The organism is Pseudomonas sp. P116 (genome assembly GCF_020149425.1).
Lineage (GTDB): Bacteria > Pseudomonadota > Gammaproteobacteria > Pseudomonadales > Pseudomonadaceae > Aquipseudomonas > Aquipseudomonas anatoliensis.
Map to the genome: position 1 here is coordinate 904,882 of NZ_JACVHB010000001.1, position 17,487 is coordinate 922,368.

Here is a 17,487-nt window from a genome sequence, read left to right on the forward strand (position 1 = left end):
TGTCATAAACCATCGCGATACTGGCGCCTGTTTTTAGAGCGCCGGGTTCTAACCCGGACACTGTTTTCCGACCTCAATTGTCGGTTGTGCCCAGGATGGTTAAGCCATCCCTCTCATCTTCGGAGATTGCTATGCGTCTTGCTTCCACGAAAACTGCGGCGGCCCTGTGCGGTGGCTTGTTGCTGGCCATGAGCGTTCCGGCCAGTGCTGCAGTCGACGCCAAACTGCTCGACATGCTCAAGGCTAACGGTTCGATTTCCCAGGCGCAGTACATTGAACTGCAAACTGAACTGGCCAAGGATCAGAAGGCTCAGCAAATCGCGCAGCAGGCGCAGCAAGAGACCAACGAACAAGTCGCGGCTGTCGCGAAGAAGACCAACGAACAAAGCGCTTTCGACCAGAAACTGGCCTGGGCAGCAAAAACTCAGTTCAAGGGTGACGTGCGTATCCGTCAGGAAACCATCAAAATCGATGGCGAACCGAACAACGGCGGTCGCGACAAGGATCGTCAGCGCATCCGTGCCCGTCTGGGTGCCTACACCGAGATCAATCCGCAAGTGGACACCGGCATCCGTATCGCCACCGGCGGCGGCGACGATGCGCGTTCGACCAACCAGGATCAGGACAACTACTTCGACAAGAAGCAGATCTGGCTGGATCTGGGCTACATCGATTACCACCCCGATCAAATCAAGAACCTGCACGTGATCGGCGGCAAGATGCTGCAACCGTGGGTGAGCATGGGCGACGTGATCTGGGATAGCGACATCAACCCTGAAGGTCTGGCCGTTACTTACAAATACCCATTGGGCAGCAGCGCCGAACTGTTCGGCAGCCTGGGTAACTACAACCTAAAGGACAACGTCGATGGCGACGGCGTGCAGTTCCGTCACGACCTGCGCCTGACCGCCGGCCAGTTGGGTAGCCGCTTCAATATCACCGACAACCTGAAGCTGACCTTGGGCGGCAGTGTCTACGCTTATCAGAATGACGACGACAGCCGCTGCACCGGCACTTCGACGCCGTGCGCCCTGGCGGTCAACGGCAACTCGGCAAACAACGAGTTCCGCCTGTACGAAGGTTTCAGCCAGGTCGACATCGGCGGTCTGCCAATGCCTCTGTCGTTCTACGGTCAGTACGTGAAGAACAACGACGCCGTGACCGATCAGGATACTGCCTGGTTGCTCGGCGCCAAGTCGAAGGTCTTCGGTTTCAACCTCGACTACAACTATCGTGACGTGCAGCGCAACGCCGTGGTCGGCGCCTTCACCGACTCCGACTTTGCCAACGGCACCACAGGTTCCCGTGGTCACAAGTTCAAGGTCGGTTACGACATCGACAAGAACTTCGCTGTCGGCGCGACGTACTTCCTGACCAAGGCAGACTTCGCCAGCCGTACCCAGCGTGATGCAGATGCCAACACCCTGCAGCTGGATGCGGAAGCCAAGTTCTAAATAGCAGCAATCAATAGCCTGACGTGGGCGGGACGATCCCCATCATCCGTTCGTTTCACCCACGCGGGGCTATTTCAGAATGCGCACACCCCCTGTAGGAGCTGCCGAAGGCTGCGATCTTTTGATCTTGTTTTTAAGATCAAAAGATCGCAGCCTTCGGCAGGTCCTACAGGGGGCCGTCTTTGCGGCGCTGTTCAGCCAAGCGTTCGGCCAGAGCATCGACACCCTCTTCAGGTTTTTCCGGCATGGCCTTCAGCGTCGCCTGCATCAACCGCATCTGGCGAATGAAACGCCGGCAATTGCGGCAAAACATCAGGTGATGCCGCACCATCAGCTTCTCGCCAAAACTCAGCTGGCCATCGAGATAATCACTGGATCGTGCCACTTGCTCCTTGCAGGTCAACATTCTCCTGTCTCCTCAAAATGTTCCACGGTCGCGAAGACCTTTAACCGTGCCCGATGCAGCAGCACGCGGACATTGGAGAGCGAGATGTCCAGAAGATTACAGATCTCTTCCAGCTCCACGCCCTGACGCTCACGCAACAGCAAAACGCTGCTTTGCAGTTCCGAAAGGCTCAACAGTGTGTGCTCCAGGCATTCGCGCAGTTCGCCTTCGGTCAACAACGCCTCGGGGGTGTCCTGGTGCCAGGCGAAAGGCGCCACCAGCCAATGACCGTCGCTGGACGAAAAACGGTCGTCGTCGATAGTGCCGTGGGGCGACGGCAAGTCATCGAGCAGCACCTCGCGGCGATTTTGCTTGTAGCGACTCTTGGCCGAGTTGGCAGTGATGGTCAGCAACCAGGTCTTGAGACTGGAGCGCCCTTCGAAGCTGCCGATATGACGCACCACCGACAGCCAGGCATCCTGCACCACTTCCTCGACATGACGCTGGCCGACGATCGCATACGCAACGGCACGCATGGCGCTCTGATAAGTCGTGACCAGCTCCTTGAAAGCCTTTTGTTCACCCGCCAACAAGCGCTCAAGCAATTGGGTGTCGTCCGTAACGGCCATTGACGCCTCGTTTCAGTTGATAGGACGCAAAAGATCGCAGCCCCCGGCAGCACTTACAACAACGGGTTTGAAACCGTCAGTGTAGGAGCTGTCGCAGGCTGCGATCTTTTCAAGGCAAACTCAACGCTTGCGCAGAATCACGCTACCGATCGAGTAACCGGCACCGAACGAACTCAGCACTGCCAGCGAACCGGCGGCCAGGTCATCCTGATATTTGTGGAAGGCAATGACCGAACCCGCCGAGCTGGTGTTGGCGTAGGTGTCGAGGATCACCGGCGCTTCTTCTTCGGTGGCTTCGCGGCCCAGCAGCTTGCGCACGATCAGGTGGTTCATGCTCAGGTTGGCCTGGTGCAGCCAGAAGCGCTTAACGTCGCCGACGTTGAGCTGGTTCTCTTGCAGATGCTCGCCGATCAGCTCGGCAACCATCGGGCAAACGTCCTTGAACACCTTGCGGCCTTCCTGCACGAACAGTTTGTCGCGAGCACCGACGCCCTCTTCCGCCGCGCGGTTGAGGAAACCGAAGTTGTTGCGGATGTTGTTGGAGAACTTGGTCAGCAGTTTGGTGCTGACCACGTCGAACTGGTGCTTGGAGGTGGCCAGATCGGCGCGTTCGATGATCACGGCAGTGGCCGCGTCGCCGAAGATGAAGTGGCTGTCGCGATCACGGAAGTTCAGGTGACCGGTGCAGACTTCTGGGTTGACCATCAGGATCGCCCGAGCCTGGCCCAGTTGCACGCTGTTGGTCGCTGCCTGAATGCCGAAGGTCGCCGAGGAACAGGCCACGTTCATGTCGAAACCGAAACCTTGGATGCCCAGCGCTTCCTGGACTTCGATGGCGATGGCCGGGTAGGCGCGTTGCAGGTTGGAGCAGGCAACGATGACACCGTCGATGTCGGCAGCGGTTTTGCCGGCGCGTTGCAAGGCTTGCTCGGCAGCACCAATGGCCATCTGGCAGAGCACTGACCATTCGTCATTGGACCGCTCCGGCAGGCGCGGGGCCATGCGCTGCGGATCAAGAATGCCGTCCTTGTCCATGACAAAACGGCTCTTGATGCCCGAGGCTTTCTCGATGAACGGGGCGCTGGATTCGGTCAGTGCCTGGACTTCGCCGCTGGCGATGGCCTCGGCGTTGTCCGCGTTGAACTGTGCGACGTAGGTATTGAAAGACTGCACCAGCTCTTCGTTGGAGATGCTGTTGGCCGGGGTATACAGGCCGGTGCCGCTGATGACGACGTTATGCATGGTCGTTTCTCTAATCTGTTCAGGCAGAAAGTGCTGGAACCGTCGTACCAACACACAAAGGGTCTATTCCCATCCGGGGGACGCAAACCTGGCATCGCTTTATTCCGCTCCGGGACACGGCCGAAGGCTCTGAGTCGCGAACGCGGCGTTTATGGTCGCGAAGTTTGCCATAAACCCAAGGTTTTGGCCCCTTTTCACGCTAAACGCATTCCTTGTAGGAGCTGCCGCAGGCTGCGATCTTTTGATCTTGATCTGGAAAAACATAATCAAGAGATCGCAGCCTTCGGCAGCTCCTACAGGATTATTGCCGGGCGCACATCAGGGTTCTACCTGAGTCCACTGCTTATTGAGGCGCTTGTCGGAGATCGGCACTTTCGTCCCCAATTGCTGGGCGAACAGCGAAACCCGGTATTCCTCCAGCCACCAGCGGTACAACTCAAGCTGCGGATCGCGTTTGCCTTCCTGGGCGTGTTTGGCGGCGCGAGTCTGGTATTGCGCCCAGAGGCCAGCGAGTTCGCCGCTCCAGACCCGATCCTTCTGCACCTGCGCGCCGAGTTTCTCGAAACGCTGCTCGACCGCTTTCAGGTAACGCGGCAATTCCTTGAGCCACTGCATCGGCGTTTCCCGGACAAAACCCGGATAAACCAGATGACTGATCTGCTGCTTGATGTCATTGAGCGCCACGGCTTGGGCGAGGTCGATCTTGCCCTTGAAGCGCTTTTGCAGACCGTGCCAGATCTTCAGGATCTCCAGCGTCAGCCGCGCCACACGCTCGGCGTGTTCATTCCAGCCGCCTCGTTTGCGCTCGGCCAATGCCGCCAGCCCTGCGCCGTCACGCGGCAACGGGTCTTCGCCCTCCAGAATGCAGCTGTCGAGGCTGGCCAGCAAAATGTCTTCGACCAAGGCATCGACCCGCCCCAGATCGCGGTAGAGCAGACCCAGTTCGGTCTGCCCCGGCAACTTGCCACGCAGGAACTTGGCCGGCTCGGCCAATTGCTGCATCAACAGACGCTGCAACGCACGACGATGCTGGAACTCGGCTTCGGCCGGCGTCGAGAATCGTCCTTCCTTGACCGTACCGCCCTCTTCCACCAGCGCCGGATACACCGTCATCGACAACCCGGCGATCTTCTGCTGAGTCTTTTCCGCCACCGGGGCAAAGACTTTCGCCTCCACCGGCTGCTGACTTTTAGCGCTCTGCGGCACGGCCAGGGCGGCCTGACTGGCTTCGGCAAAACGCGCGGTCAGCTCGGCCAGATCGCGTCCTTCGCCAAGGAACTTGCCTTGGCCGTCGACGATTTCCAGGTTCATCCGCAGATGCCCTTCGACCCCTTGCTCAGCCTCTGCCCACGCCTCATCGCTGACCCGTGCGCCGGTCATGCGCAACAGCTCACGGCCCAGAGCTTGCGGCAGCGAACCTTCGGCGAAGGTCATGCGTTGCAACGCAGCCTTGATGAAGTCCGGCACCGGCACGAAGTTCTTGCGCAGCGCTTTCGGCAGGTTACGCACAAGGGCGATGCACTTGGCCTCGATCAACCCGGGCACCAGCCATTCCAGACGCTCCGGCGGCAACATCGGCAACAGCGGCGCCGGCACACGCAAGGTCACGCCGTCACGCGGGTGATTGGGTTCGAAGTGATAGGTCAGGGCCAGTTCCAGATCGCCGATGTGCAGGGTGTCCGGGTAATCCCGTGCGGTGACTTCACTGGCCTCGCGAGCCAGCACGTCTTCTTCACGCATGATCAACAGCTGCGGATCTTTCTGGCTGTTGATGCGATACCAGCTATCGAAGGTCGCCGTCTGGTGGATTTCCGCCGGCAAGCGTGCATCGTAGAACGCGTACAGGGTTTCTTCGTCGGCGAGAATGTCGCGACGACGGGCCTTGGCTTCGAGTTCGTCGAGCTGTTCCAGCAGCTTCTGGTTGGCAGACAGACACTTGGCTCTGGATTGAATCTCGCCGCGCACCAGACCTTCACGGATAAACAATTCACGCGAGACCACCGGATCGACCGGGCCGTAATGCACCGGCCGGCGGCCGACCACGATCAGGCCGAACAGGGTGATCTGTTCGAACGCCACGACCTGGCCGCGCTTCTTCTCCCAATGCGGCTCGAAGTGGTTTTTCTTGATCAGATGCCCGGCCAGCGGCTCGATCCAGTCGGCGTCGATCTTCGCCACCATCCGCGCGTAAAGCTTGGTGGTTTCCACCAGTTCGGCGGTCATCAGCCATTGCGGGCGCTTCTTGCCGATGCCTGACGACGGATGAATCCAGAAGCGTCGCTGACGGGCGCCGAGGTAATCGCCGTCCTCGGTTTTCTGGCCGATCTGGCTGAGCAAACCGACCAGCACGGCTTTGTGCAGTTTCTGATAATCCGCCGGCTCTTTGTTCAGGCTCAACTGCATGTCGCGGCAGATCAGGCTCAACTGGCGATGGGAGTCGCGCCACTCGCGCAAACGCAGATAGTTAAGGAAATTCTTCCGACACCAGTTACGCAGCGGGCTGGCCGTCAGCGCCTGGCGCTGCTCTTCAAAACCACGCCACAGATTGACCAGCCCGGCGAAGTCCGAGTCGATGTCCTTCCATTGCGCGTGGGCCTGATCGGCGGCTTGCTGACGCTCCGGCGGACGCTCGCGCGGGTCCTGAATCGACATGGCACTGGCGACGATCAGCACTTCCTGCAGACTGCCGAGTTTGGCCGCTTCGAGCAGCATGCGACCCATGCGCGGGTCCACCGGCAGGCGCGCCAATTGGCGGCCGAGCGGGGTCAACTGGCTGTTGCGATCGACCGCCGAGAGTTCTTGCAGCAGATTGAAACCGTCGCTGATCGCTTTGCCATCCGGCGGCTCGATGAACGGGAACGCGGTGATTTCGCCGAGGCGCAGATGGAGCATCTGCAAAATCACCGCGGCGAGGTTGGTGCGCAGAATTTCCGGATCGGTAAATTCCGGGCGGCCGATGAAATCTTCTTCGCTGTAGAGGCGGATGCAAATACCCGGCTCGACCCGGCCACAGCGACCTTTACGCTGGTTGGCACTGGCCTGGGAAATCGCTTCGATCGGCAAGCGCTGGACCTTGGCGCGATAGCTGTAGCGGCTGATGCGCGCGGTGCCGCTGTCGATCACGTAACGGATGCCTGGCACGGTCAGCGAGGTTTCGGCGACGTTGGTCGCCAGCACCACACGACGCCCCGGGTGCGACTGGAAAATCCGCTGCTGCTCGGCCGGTGAAAGGCGCGCGTACAGCGGCAGAATTTCGGTGTGCTTGATCTGCGCCTTGCGCAGCATATCGGCGGCGTCGCGAATCTCCCGTTCGCCGGGCAGGAACACCAAAACATCACCGGGGCTGCGGCGTTCGCTGCGCTCGTAAGCGGCGATTTCGTCGAGGGTGGCGAGGATCGCCTGATCCACGGTCAGGTCATCTTCGACACGGTTGCCCTCTTCGTCCTGCTCCAGGGTCAGCGGGCGATACCAGGTGTCCACCGGGAAGGTGCGGCCGGAGACTTCAACAATCGGCGCATCGTCGAAGTGCTTGGAGAAACGTTCCAGATCGATGGTTGCCGAAGTGATGATGACTTTCAGATCCGGGCGACGCGGCAGCAGGGTTTTCAGGTAACCGAGCAGAAAGTCGATGTTGAGGCTGCGTTCGTGGGCTTCGTCGACGATGATCGTGTCGTAGCGCTCGAGGTAGCGGTCGTTCTGGGTTTCCGCCAGCAGGATGCCGTCGGTCATCAGTTTGATCAGGGTGTTGGAGTCGCTCTGATCTTCGAAACGCACCTGATAGCCGACCAGCGAACCGAGCGGCGTGCCGAGTTCTTCGGCGACGCGGCTGGCGACGCTGCGCGCTGCAATCCGGCGCGGCTGGGTGTGGCCGATCAGACCGTGCTGACCACGACCGATCTCCAGGCAGATTTTCGGCAACTGGGTGGTCTTGCCCGACCCGGTTTCACCCGCGATGATCAGCACCTGATGCTGCTCCAGCGCCTTTTTGATCTCGTCACGCTTGGCCGCAATCGGCAGGCTGTCGTCGTAACGAATGACCGGCAGGCTGGCCTTGCGCGCCAGCACCTGATCACAAGACGCCTGCATGCGCGTCACCCATTGAGCCAGCTTGGCCTCATCGGGATTCTTGCGCAGCTCAAGCAACTGCCGCCGCAGCCGGTGGCGGTCGGCGAGCATGGCGTGATCGAGGTTTTTCAACAGTTTGTCGATGGAGGGCGATTCGTCGGTCATCGGGTACGCAATTCGGTCATGTAGTGGCGCAAGGACGCGATTGTCGCAGATTTACCCTCGATTGACCTGCTTCCCCTGTAGGAGCTGCCGCAGGCTGCGATCTTTTGACTTTGTTTTATAAAGGCAAGATCAAAAGATCGCAGCCTGCGGCAGCTCCTACAGGGGGGATGAGTTATTCGTTATCGAGGCCTTTGCGGCGGTACGGGAAAACATCAATCACTTTGCCGGCGCGAATCGCTTCCTGGAGGCTCTTCCAGTAATCGGCGTTATACAACTCGCCATGCAACTGGTCGAACAACTTGCGTTGCCCCGAATCAGCAAACAGAAACGGCGGAAACTCCTCGGGAAACACATCCAGCGGCCCGATCGAATACCACGGCTCCGAGGCCATTTCATCCTCGGGCGTACGCGGTTGCGGGATGTGGCGGAAGTTGGCTTCGGTCAGGAAACAGATTTCGTCGTAGTCATAAAACACCACCCGCCCGTGACGGGTGACGCCGAAGTTCTTCAACAACATGTCGCCGGGAAAGATGTTCGCCGCCGCCAGTTGCTTGATCGCGAGCCCGTAATCTTCCAGCGCTTCATGCACCTGCGCATCGTTGGCATTTTCCAGATAAAGGTTGAGCGGGGTCATCCGCCGTTCCGTCCAGCAGTGGCGGATCAGCACAGTGTCGCCTTCCACCGACACCGTGGACGGCGCAACCTCCAGTAATTCCTCGAGGCACGCCGGCTCGAATTTGCTCAGCGGAAAACGGAAATCGGCGAATTCCTGGGTATCGGCCATGCGCCCTACCCGGTCGACGCTTTTCACCAGTCGATACTTCTCGATCACCGTGGCACGGTCGACGTTTTTCGACGGTGAAAACCGGTCCTTGATGATCTTGAACACGGTGTTGAAGCCCGGCAGGGTAAACACGCTCATGACCATGCCACGCACGCCCGGCGCCATGATGAACTGGTCATCGGTGTTGGCCAGATGATTGATCAGCGCCCGATAGAACTCGGACTTGCCGTGCTTGTAAAAGCCAATCGAGGTATACAACTCGGCGATGTGTTTGCCCGGCAAAATCCGCCGCAGAAAACCGATGAACTCGGCCGGCACCGGCACATCGACCATGAAATACGAGCGGGTGAAAGAGAAGATGATCGACACATCGGCTTCGTCGGTAATCAGCGCATCAATCTGAATCCCGCGCCCTTCGCGGTGCAGCAGCGGAATCACCAGCGGCCATTGCTCGTCGCGGGTGTAAATGCGCCCGACCAGGTACGCGCCCTTGTTGCGGTACAGCACCGAGGAAAACAGCTCGACGCTCAGTTCCGGGTCTTTGCACACCCAGTCCGGGAGATTTTCACGCAATTGCGCTTCGAGGCGGCGCAGGTCACCGGGCAAATCGGCGTAATCCTCGCTGAAACGGTAGTCGGCAAAAATGCTCGCCAGCATTCCCGACAACTGCCCTTGCGGCTTGTACGTGCGGGTTTGCGCAGCCCGCGCACGGCGCAGGCTCGGGCGAGTGGTGTGGATGAACATGCAGCCGTCGCTGATCAGGTCATGGCTGAACAGCCCGCAGAAAATCGAGTTGTACCAGGTCTCGGACAGTTCATCGTCGAAGCGCAGGTCGATGACGCTGATGTAGGCGCTTTTCACCAGCGGCCAGCAGCTGACATTCATCAGTGTTTCGTCGTCGAAGTATTCGCGCAGTCGGGCGATGGTTTCGCCGACTTTTTCCTCATAGAGGTTGATTCGCGCCGCTGACGCAGTCTGCGTCTCCTGCCAGCGCGCCTGCTCGAAACGCTCCCGGGCACCGTCGGTGATGCGGCGGAAATGCTCGCGGTAATCATCAAAGCCATCGAGGATCATGCGGGCGATGTCGGTGGCGGGCCATTGCTGCGGCATAGATGAAACCTCTGCGTGCATTCGTGAAGGCTTGAGCTTAGCCACGGAACCGGCATGAGGAGAAGTGCAATTTCGGCCAAAACCGAAGCGCAGACGTACGGCGTGGCATTTTTTGTCAGGCATTCCTGCCGGGGAAATTTAAATGCCCGATTAGCGGTTGCCATCGTCAGGAGGCTCGGCAACACTCTCGTCCCGATCAAGCAAGGAGCCCGCCGTGAGCCCTGTCGATATTTTCCGTATGTTGTCGCTGGCTGCCATCTGGGGCGCGAGTTTTCTGTTCATGCGCATTATTGCGCCAGTGATCGGCACCATTCCGACGGCGTTTTTTCGGGTATCGATCGCTGCCGTCGGTCTGCTGGTGATCCTCGGGCTGATGCGCATCAGCTGGGACTTCAAGGGCAAGCTGAAAACCGTGATGCTGCTCGGCGTGATCAACTCGGGGATACCGGCGACGCTGTATTCGGTTGCAGCTCAAGTGCTGCCAGCCGGTTATTCGGCGATCTTCAACGCCACCACGCCCTTGATGGGCGTATTGATCGGCGGGTTGTTCTTCAGCGAGAAACTCACTGCGGCCAAACTGGCGGGCGTGTTTCTCGGATTGTTCGGTGTCGGCGTGCTGACGCGCGCCGGTCCCGTGGCCTTCGATATGCAATTGCTGCTGGGCGCCCTCGCCTGCCTGCTCGCGACCACTTGTTATGGTTTTGCCGGATTCCTCGCGCGGCGCTGGCTGGATCAGGCCGGCGGGTTGGACAGTCGTCTGTCAGCCGTGGGCAGCATGCTCGGCGCGACACTGTTCCTGTTGCCGCTGTTCGGTTACAGCGTGGTGACTCAACCGCCGGCGAGTTGGGGTGGCTGGAATGTCTGGCTGTCGCTGCTCGGTTTGGGCCTGGGCTGCACGGCGTTTGCCTACATTATCTACTTCCGCCTGCTCAGCTCCATCGGCCCGGTCAAATCGATGACCGTGACCTTCATGATTCCGCCGTTCGGAGTGTTGTGGGGCGCGTTGTTGCTGGATGAGCCGTTGTCGATGGCTCACGTGTACGGCGGGGTGTTGATTGCGTTGGCGTTGTGGCTGGTGTTGAAGCCGGCGGTGGTGAAAAAACTGTAGGTGCCGTCGCTGGCTGCGATCTTTTGACTTTAAACATCAGGATCAAAAGATCGCAGCCTGCGGCAACTCCTACAGGGGTCGCGTCATTGGTTTTTGCGGAACACGAATGCCAACCCGACAATGATCAACAGCATCCCCAGCACGCTCAATGCCGCCAGGCGATTACCGAAAATCAGGTAATCCATCACCGCTGTCACCGCTGGCACCAGATAGAACAGACTGGTGACATTCACCAGATTGCCCCGCGCGATCAGGCGGTACAGCAGCAGCGTCGCCAGCACCGACACCACCAGCCCCATCCACAACACCGGCACGATGAAACCCGCGCTGTGTTCGAAATGAAACGGCTGGAACGGCACAAAGATCCCGCATAACAACAGCCCGGCCAGGTACTGCACCGGTAGCGTGCCGAGGGGATTGTCGGTGATGCGTTTCTGCATGATCGACCCCAGCGTCATGCTCGCCAGCGCCAACAAACCAAAGAGCATCCCGGCCCATGACATGCCGGCCAGACCGATGCCCTGGTAAACCACCATGACCAGACCCGCCAAGCCAAGCGCCAGCCCGAACAGCCGGCTCGCCGAGCGCTGCCGCTCCATCAATACCACCGTCAGAATCGGCTGCACGCCCATGATGGTCGCCATCACACCCGGGGTGACTTTGGTGTTCAGGGCCAGCAGATAGAAAATCTGATAAGCCCCCAACAACACCACGCCCGTCGCGATCGCAAACAGCATCGGCCTGCCGCCCTTGGGCAGTTTCAGTTTCAGCAATGGAATCAGCAGCACCAGCCCGCACAGGGCGATGGCAAAGCGAATAAACAGGAAGGCAAAGGGTGACGCGTGGGCCAGGCCCCATTTGGAGAAGATCGCCCCGCTGCTCCACAGCAGAACGAACAGGCTCGTGGACGCCGCCGCGAGCGCGGATTTTTTCGAAAGGACAAACATGAATACCACCTGTAGTCAGGCAAATAGCCAACTCAGCCGAAGCTGAAATTCAGTAGGTTTTTGCAGGCGGGCACGGGGGTCAGCAAAAAATGCCGATCAGCCCGAAACGCCAACGCCCGGCGGTGGCGGCGCAACTGCGCGCACCGGCGTGCTACCGACAGGTGGGGGGTAATGACTGATCTGCTTTGGCTGCTGATTCCCGCACGGCACGACGCCAGCGTTGACCGCTGAATCGACTACCGCGTTGATGTGGGATGCAGGCATTTTGGCTGATCTTCTTGGGATGGGGTGGTGAGTCGTGTGGCTCACGAGCGCCGACTATAACCAGCGCGGCACATCGATTGCAATGATTTGGACAAAGGGTCAGCAGAGACAGGCGGGAACAAGCTGTGTTCAATTAACGATCAATGCAGGAAGCAAAATGAGCAAATCGACGAAGAAGCCTTCACCCGAAAAGATCGCTCGCTTCAACGGCAGAAAATCCGGTGAGGTAGCGCTGACCGCCAGCCAACAGCGTCTCCTGCAATTACTTGTAGCAGGCACTGAAACCGAAGAGCCAACCTTACTGGCCGCTGGCCGCCTGTGAACTTTTCACAGGCATAAAAAACCGCTCACAAAGAGCGGTTTTTTTATTTCTGCAGTCCACCCTCAACCAAACAACCAGTACCCGAGCAACGTCAGCACCACCACCGCCAGTACCGGGCGCATCACCCGGTAAGCCTTCGGATGACGGCGCTTCCACTGTTTGACCACGCCGCTGAATTTGTCGCTGAAGCGCTTGCTCCATGCATAGGCCTGGTTGATCCCGCCGACGCGTTCGTCGTCGAGGTTTTGCGGTGCGGTCGCGCGGCCGAGCCAGCCGCTGATGAAGCGGTTGATGCGAGTCATCAGGCGATTGCTCAGCGGACGTTCGATGTCGCAGAACAGAATGACTCGGGTCTGCTTGGTTTCGTTCTTGACCCAGTGCACATAGGTCTCATCGAACATCACATCCTCACCATCGCGCCACGCATAGACCTGACCGTCGACGAAGATCCGGCAATCATCGGAATTGGGCGTCGACAAGCCCAAGTGATAACGCAGGGAACCGGCAAACGGATCGCGGTGCGGATTGAGGTGACTGCCGCCGGGCAGCAGCGCAAACATCGCGCCTTTGACGTTTGGAATGGCACTGACCAAAGCCACGGTTTTCGGGCACAAGGTCTCGGCCGATGGCAGTGGTTTGTCGTACCACTTGAGGTAGAAACGCTTCCAGCCCTTCTTGAAGAACGAGCCGAACCCGGCATCGTTGTTCTTTTCGGCCGCGCGGATATAACCCTCGTCGAACAGATGCATGGCTTCGTCGCGGATGGTTTCCCAGTTGTCGCGCAGTACGTCCAGCTCCGGAAACTTGCTGCGATCCAGATACGGCTTGGATGGCACGCTGGAGAACAGGTACATCAGGGCGTTGTACGGGGCGAACAGTGCCGAGTGGTTGACGAACTGGCGCAGCACCGGCAGGCGCGCTTTACCGCGCAGATGCACATAGAGGATGCTGCCGATAAACAGCAGCAGCACCGACACCTTGGCGGCTAACGAAAAGGTCATCAACAACTCCTTGAATAAAAACAACGCTGCACAATGCCCTTTACCCGGCATGGCAGCCGGCCATGATAAACACTACCGGCCTGAGGCAAAACCCGTTCAACCTAAAATTCAGTGTTAAGGATTGCGTAACAAAGCATTTATTAACATAAGGATCCTGAACGTTGGCTGATCCAAATCAGACTTGCGCGATCAGGATCATAGACAGGATCAAAAGATCGCTCGTAACCGGGCGATCTTTTACTTGCCTTGTTACTGCTGATTCTCCTGTTCGGTGAACAGATCGCTGAACAACATGCTCGACAGATAACGCTCACCCGAGTCCGGCAGGATCACCACGATAGTCTTGCCCTGCATTTCCGGCGTCTCCGCCAAACGAACCGCCACCGCCATCGCCGCGCCGCAAGAGATGCCGCACAAGATCCCTTCTTCCTGCATCAAACGCAGCGCCATGGCCTTCGACTCTTCGTCGGTGACCAGCTCGACGCGGTCGACCATCGACAAATCCAGATTCTTCGGCACAAAACCGGCACCGATGCCCTGAATCTTGTGCGGGCTCGGCTTGATCTCTTCACCGGCCAGCGCCTGGGTAATTACCGGCGAGGCCACAGGTTCCACCGCCACCGAAGTAATCGGTTTGCCCTGGGTATTCTTGATATACCGCGAAACGCCGGTAATGGTTCCGCCGGTACCTACGCCAGCCACCAGCACGTCAACGGCGCCATCGGTGTCGTTCCAGATTTCCGGGCCGGTGGTTTTTTCATGGATGGCCGGGTTGGCCGGGTTATCGAACTGCGCCGGCATGAAGTATTTGTCGGCATCGCTGGCAACAATCTCCGACGCCTTCTCGATCGCGCCTTTCATGCCTTTGGCAGGTTCGGTCAACACCAGTTCGGCGCCCAGCGCTTTCAGAACCTTGCGGCGCTCGATACTCATCGACGCCGGCATGGTCAGCATCAACTTGTAACCACGGGCTGCAGCCACGAAGGCCAGGCCAATGCCGGTGTTGCCCGACGTCGGCTCGACGATGGTCATGCCCGGCTTGAGTTTGCCGCTGCTTTCGGCGTCCCAGATCATGTTTGCGCCGATCCGGCACTTGACCGAATAACCGGGGTTGCGCCCCTCGATCTTGGCCAGGATGGTCACACCGCGTGGCGCGATACGGTTGATCTGCACCAACGGCGTATTGCCGATGGAATGGGCATTGTCAGCAAAGATACGGCTCATGGCTGGGTCCTTATGCAGCATTGAATTTAGCGCTCCAAGGTATGCCTGTTGCCCATCACAGTCCAGTCGGGTCGAACGTCTGTCGACGTGCGCAGTCAATCGCTTTATATCGTTCGGGAATCGCCACCATGAAGCGTCGTTACAGCTGGCCGTTGTGGGCCTTCGTCACCGTCATTGTGTTACTGGTGGCCTTGCACATCGCCCTGCCCTACCTGGTGCGCGACTATCTGAATGACAAACTGGCGGACATGGGTGATTACCGTGGCCAGGTGACCGACGTCGACCTGGCGCTGTGGCGCGGCGCCTACAAGATCAACGGCCTGAAAATCGTCAAAGTCGACGGCAAGGTGCCGGTGCCGTTCGTCAATGCACCGGTGATTGATCTGGCGGTGAGCTGGCACTCGTTGTGGTACGACCATGCGGTGGTGGGCGAAGTGCAGTTCTTCAATCCTGAAATCAACTTTGTCGACGGCGGCGCCAACAAACAGAACTCCCAAACCGGTCAAGGCACTGACTGGCGTGAGCAGTTGGGCAAACTCCTGCCGATTACGCTCAACGAAGTACGCATCAGCGACGGGAAAATCACTTTCCGCAACTTCAACTCCAAACCGCCGGTGAACATGAATGCGACCAATGTCGACGCCAGCATTTATAACCTGACCAACGTGGTCGACACCGAAGGCAAACGTGATGCGCGTTTCGAGGGCAAAGCCTTGTTGCTCGGCCATGCCCCTCTGGAAACCACGGCGACCTTCGATCCGCTGAGCAACTTCGAAGACTTCGAGTTTCGACTTCGGGCAAAAGACATCGAACTCAAGCGCATGAATGATTTCGCTTCTGCCTATGGCAAGTTCGATTTCAACGCCGGGCATGGCGACGTGGTGATTGAAGCAAAAGCCGAAAAAGCCAAAGTCACCGGTTACATCAAACCGCTGCTGCGCGATGTCGATGTGTTCGACTGGCAACAAGACGTCGAGAACAAGAACAAAGGACTGTTCCGCTCGGTTTGGGAAGCACTGGTCGGCGGTACCGAAACCGTGTTGAAGAATCAGGTCAAAAACCAGTTCGCTACCCGCGTACAACTCAGCGGTAATGTGCACCAGCAGAACATCAACGCATTCGAAGCGTTTTTGCAGATTTTGCGCAATGGCTTTGTTCAGGCGTTCAATGCCCGGTATGAGCGGCCGAAGCCGGATGAGGGTTAGGACTTACGGTTAACGACATATCGGCCGGACTCCTCCGCCGCCAGCGTTGACCCTCGCTGCAATGAATCCCAACCGAGACAGGCAAGCGCCAAAGAGCGCGGCACGGCTTCCCGTCCATTGCTGTAGCGACTGATGCTGCGGGCGCTGACACCCAGCGCCTCGGCAGCCTGATTCAACGATAATCCGGTACGCGCACGCCAACTGATGAAAATACGGGTGTTTTCGTCAGCTGCATTTTGCGCCAGGGCGTCCAGATACAACGTATCTGCGCCAATCTGGATATCCGGCTCCAGCCACTCAACGCACCAACCCTCATCTGCCAGCATGGCGGTCGAAAACACTTCTGCAGCGAGCAAGGGCTGCAGGCCCGGAAAAGTATGCAAATCACTGCTTAGATCAAGCATCAGATGTTGACCATCTATAAAGGTCAGCGCCAAGTGGTAAGCGGGCAGTGCCTGAACCGCTGACAGTCGCGGCCGCTTCATGGGTAACATCGCTTCCAGTCCTCCAGCAATTGCACCTGATCAGTCGGATGCCGCAAAGCCTATCGCCAAATCGGCGATACCTGAATACTGGCCTTCGGCCGAGACTGAGTCAACATGTGACGCCCCATTCAGAGACTGAATAAGCCGTCTGCGTTCACAGTCGACCGGGCTGCGCGTTATAGTCGGGGCATCCGATTATTTCGCCCCCGCCCTGCCCGTTCAGGTCGGCGTTACCGTTCGAGGATTAGCAGATGAAGTTCGAAGGCACCCAGGCCTACGTCGCCACCGATGACCTGAAGCTGGCAGTCAACGCAGCCATCACCTTGGAGCGGCCGCTGCTGGTCAAGGGCGAGCCGGGCACCGGCAAAACCATGCTCGCCGAGCAACTGGCCGAATCGTTCAACGCCAAGTTGATCACCTGGCACATCAAGTCCACCACCAAGGCGCATCAGGGCCTGTACGAGTACGACGCGGTCAGCCGTCTGCGCGACTCGCAGCTGGGCACGGAAAAAGTCCACGATGTGCGCAACTACCTGAAAAAAGGCAAGCTCTGGGAGGCTTTCGAGTCTGAAGAGCGGGTGATTCTGCTGATCGACGAGATCGACAAGGCCGACATCGAGTTCCCGAACGACCTGTTGCAAGAACTCGACAAGATGGAGTTCTACGTTTACGAGATCGATGAGACGATCAAAGCCAAAAAGCGCCCGATCATCATCATTACCTCCAACAACGAGAAAGAGTTGCCGGACGCGTTTCTGCGTCGCTGCTTCTTCCACTACATCGCCTTCCCCGACCGCACCACCCTGCAGAAAATCGTCGATGTGCATTACCCGGACATCAAGAAGGATCTGGTCAGCGAAGCGCTGGACGTGTTCTTCGACGTGCGCAAGGTGCCGGGCCTCAAGAAGAAGCCATCGACTTCGGAACTGGTCGACTGGCTGAAGCTGCTGATGGCCGACAACATCGGCGAAGCAGTGCTGCGTGAACGCGATCCGACCAAGGCGATCCCGCCGTTGGCAGGGGCCTTGGTCAAGAACGAACAGGACGTGCAACTGCTTGAGCGCCTGGCGTTCATGAGCCGTCGCGGCACCCGCTAA

The 17,487-nt window shown here is 58.6% G+C and carries 15 protein-coding genes; 5 read left to right on the forward strand and 10 right to left on the reverse strand.

All coding sequences use genetic code 11. The features are described 5' to 3' along the window. Positions 1-131: 131 nt before the first annotated feature. Positions 132-1,454 carry a putative porin gene (locus ICA15_RS04395; RefSeq protein WP_150603008.1) on the forward strand — a complete coding sequence of 441 codons (1,323 nt, stop codon included), beginning with the start codon at positions 132-134 and terminating at the stop codon, positions 1,452-1,454. 166 nt (positions 1,455-1,620) lie between these two features. Here the strand turns inward: ICA15_RS04395 and ICA15_RS04400 are convergent, their stop codons facing one another. The 5 genes from ICA15_RS04400 to aceK all read right to left on the reverse strand — a co-directional run bounded on the left by ICA15_RS04400 (position 1,621) and on the right by aceK (position 9,834). After that, the gene (locus tag ICA15_RS04400) at positions 1,621-1,860 is read right to left on the reverse strand and encodes an anti-sigma factor family protein (protein WP_150617685.1); all 240 of its coding nucleotides are present in this window, start codon (positions 1,858-1,860) and stop codon (positions 1,621-1,623) included. Next, a complete protein-coding gene (locus tag ICA15_RS04405) occupies positions 1,854-2,468 on the reverse strand; it encodes an RNA polymerase sigma factor (protein WP_150603010.1) in 615 nt (204 codons plus the stop codon). Before ICA15_RS04405 ends, ICA15_RS04400 begins: the two co-directional genes overlap by 7 nt. A gap of 120 nt (positions 2,469-2,588) precedes the next feature. After that, positions 2,589-3,710, reverse strand: a complete 1,122-nt coding sequence (locus ICA15_RS04410; RefSeq protein ID WP_042558117.1) for a beta-ketoacyl-ACP synthase III — start codon at positions 3,708-3,710, stop codon at positions 2,589-2,591. Between the two features lie 318 nt (positions 3,711-4,028). Beyond that, positions 4,029-7,940 carry an ATP-dependent RNA helicase HrpA gene (gene hrpA, locus ICA15_RS04415; protein WP_150603011.1) on the reverse strand — a complete coding sequence of 1,304 codons (3,912 nt, stop codon included), beginning with the start codon at positions 7,938-7,940 and terminating at the stop codon, positions 4,029-4,031. A 172-nt stretch (positions 7,941-8,112) separates the two neighbouring features. Then, positions 8,113-9,834 (reverse strand): bifunctional isocitrate dehydrogenase kinase/phosphatase, encoded by a 1,722-nt coding sequence (gene aceK, locus ICA15_RS04420; RefSeq protein ID WP_150617683.1) that lies wholly within the window; start codon positions 9,832-9,834, stop codon positions 8,113-8,115. Positions 9,835-10,048: 214 nt separating this feature from the next. Here aceK and ICA15_RS04425 point away from each other — a divergent pair, with 214 nt between their 5' ends. After that, positions 10,049-10,942, forward strand: coding sequence for a DMT family transporter (locus ICA15_RS04425; protein WP_150594348.1), 894 nt, complete (start codon positions 10,049-10,051; stop codon positions 10,940-10,942). 83 nt (positions 10,943-11,025) lie between these two features. Here the strand turns inward: ICA15_RS04425 and ICA15_RS04430 are convergent, their stop codons facing one another. Both ICA15_RS04430 and ICA15_RS04435 read right to left on the reverse strand, forming a co-directional pair. After that, positions 11,026-11,889, reverse strand: a complete 864-nt coding sequence (locus ICA15_RS04430) for a DMT family transporter (RefSeq protein WP_210553742.1) — start codon at positions 11,887-11,889, stop codon at positions 11,026-11,028. 96 nt (positions 11,890-11,985) lie between these two features. Beyond that, on the reverse strand, positions 11,986-12,153 hold the full coding sequence (locus ICA15_RS04435) for a hypothetical protein (RefSeq protein ID WP_210553743.1): 168 nt from the start codon (positions 12,151-12,153) through the stop codon (positions 11,986-11,988). Between the two features lie 157 nt (positions 12,154-12,310). On the opposite strand from ICA15_RS04435, the gene ICA15_RS04440 reads away from it, so the two are divergent. Further along, a complete protein-coding gene (locus ICA15_RS04440; RefSeq protein ID WP_224450849.1) occupies positions 12,311-12,475 on the forward strand; it encodes a hypothetical protein in 165 nt (54 codons plus the stop codon). 62 nt (positions 12,476-12,537) lie between these two features. Here ICA15_RS04440 and ICA15_RS04445 read toward each other — a convergent pair whose 3' ends face one another. Together ICA15_RS04445 and cysK are read right to left on the reverse strand one after the other, a co-directional pair. Next, positions 12,538-13,476: an aspartyl/asparaginyl beta-hydroxylase domain-containing protein gene (locus ICA15_RS04445; RefSeq protein WP_150617681.1), complete on the reverse strand. Its 939-nt coding sequence runs from the start codon at positions 13,474-13,476 to the stop codon at positions 12,538-12,540. A 249-nt stretch (positions 13,477-13,725) separates the two neighbouring features. After that, positions 13,726-14,700, reverse strand: a complete 975-nt coding sequence (cysK, locus tag ICA15_RS04450) for a cysteine synthase A (RefSeq protein ID WP_042558111.1) — start codon at positions 14,698-14,700, stop codon at positions 13,726-13,728. 128 nt (positions 14,701-14,828) lie between these two features. On the opposite strand from cysK, the gene ICA15_RS04455 reads away from it, so the two are divergent. Next, the gene (locus ICA15_RS04455) at positions 14,829-15,905 is read left to right on the forward strand and encodes a DUF748 domain-containing protein (protein WP_150617680.1); all 1,077 of its coding nucleotides are present in this window, start codon (positions 14,829-14,831) and stop codon (positions 15,903-15,905) included. On the opposite strand, the gene ICA15_RS04460 is transcribed toward ICA15_RS04455, so the two are convergent. Next, on the reverse strand, positions 15,902-16,399 hold the full coding sequence (locus ICA15_RS04460; RefSeq protein ID WP_150617679.1) for a helix-turn-helix domain-containing protein: 498 nt from the start codon (positions 16,397-16,399) through the stop codon (positions 15,902-15,904). The genes ICA15_RS04455 and ICA15_RS04460 overlap by 4 nt on opposite strands. A 242-nt stretch (positions 16,400-16,641) precedes the next feature. On the opposite strand from ICA15_RS04460, the gene ICA15_RS04465 reads away from it, so the two are divergent. After that, positions 16,642-17,487 carry an AAA family ATPase gene (locus ICA15_RS04465; RefSeq protein WP_042558109.1) on the forward strand — a complete coding sequence of 282 codons (846 nt, stop codon included), beginning with the start codon at positions 16,642-16,644 and terminating at the stop codon, positions 17,485-17,487.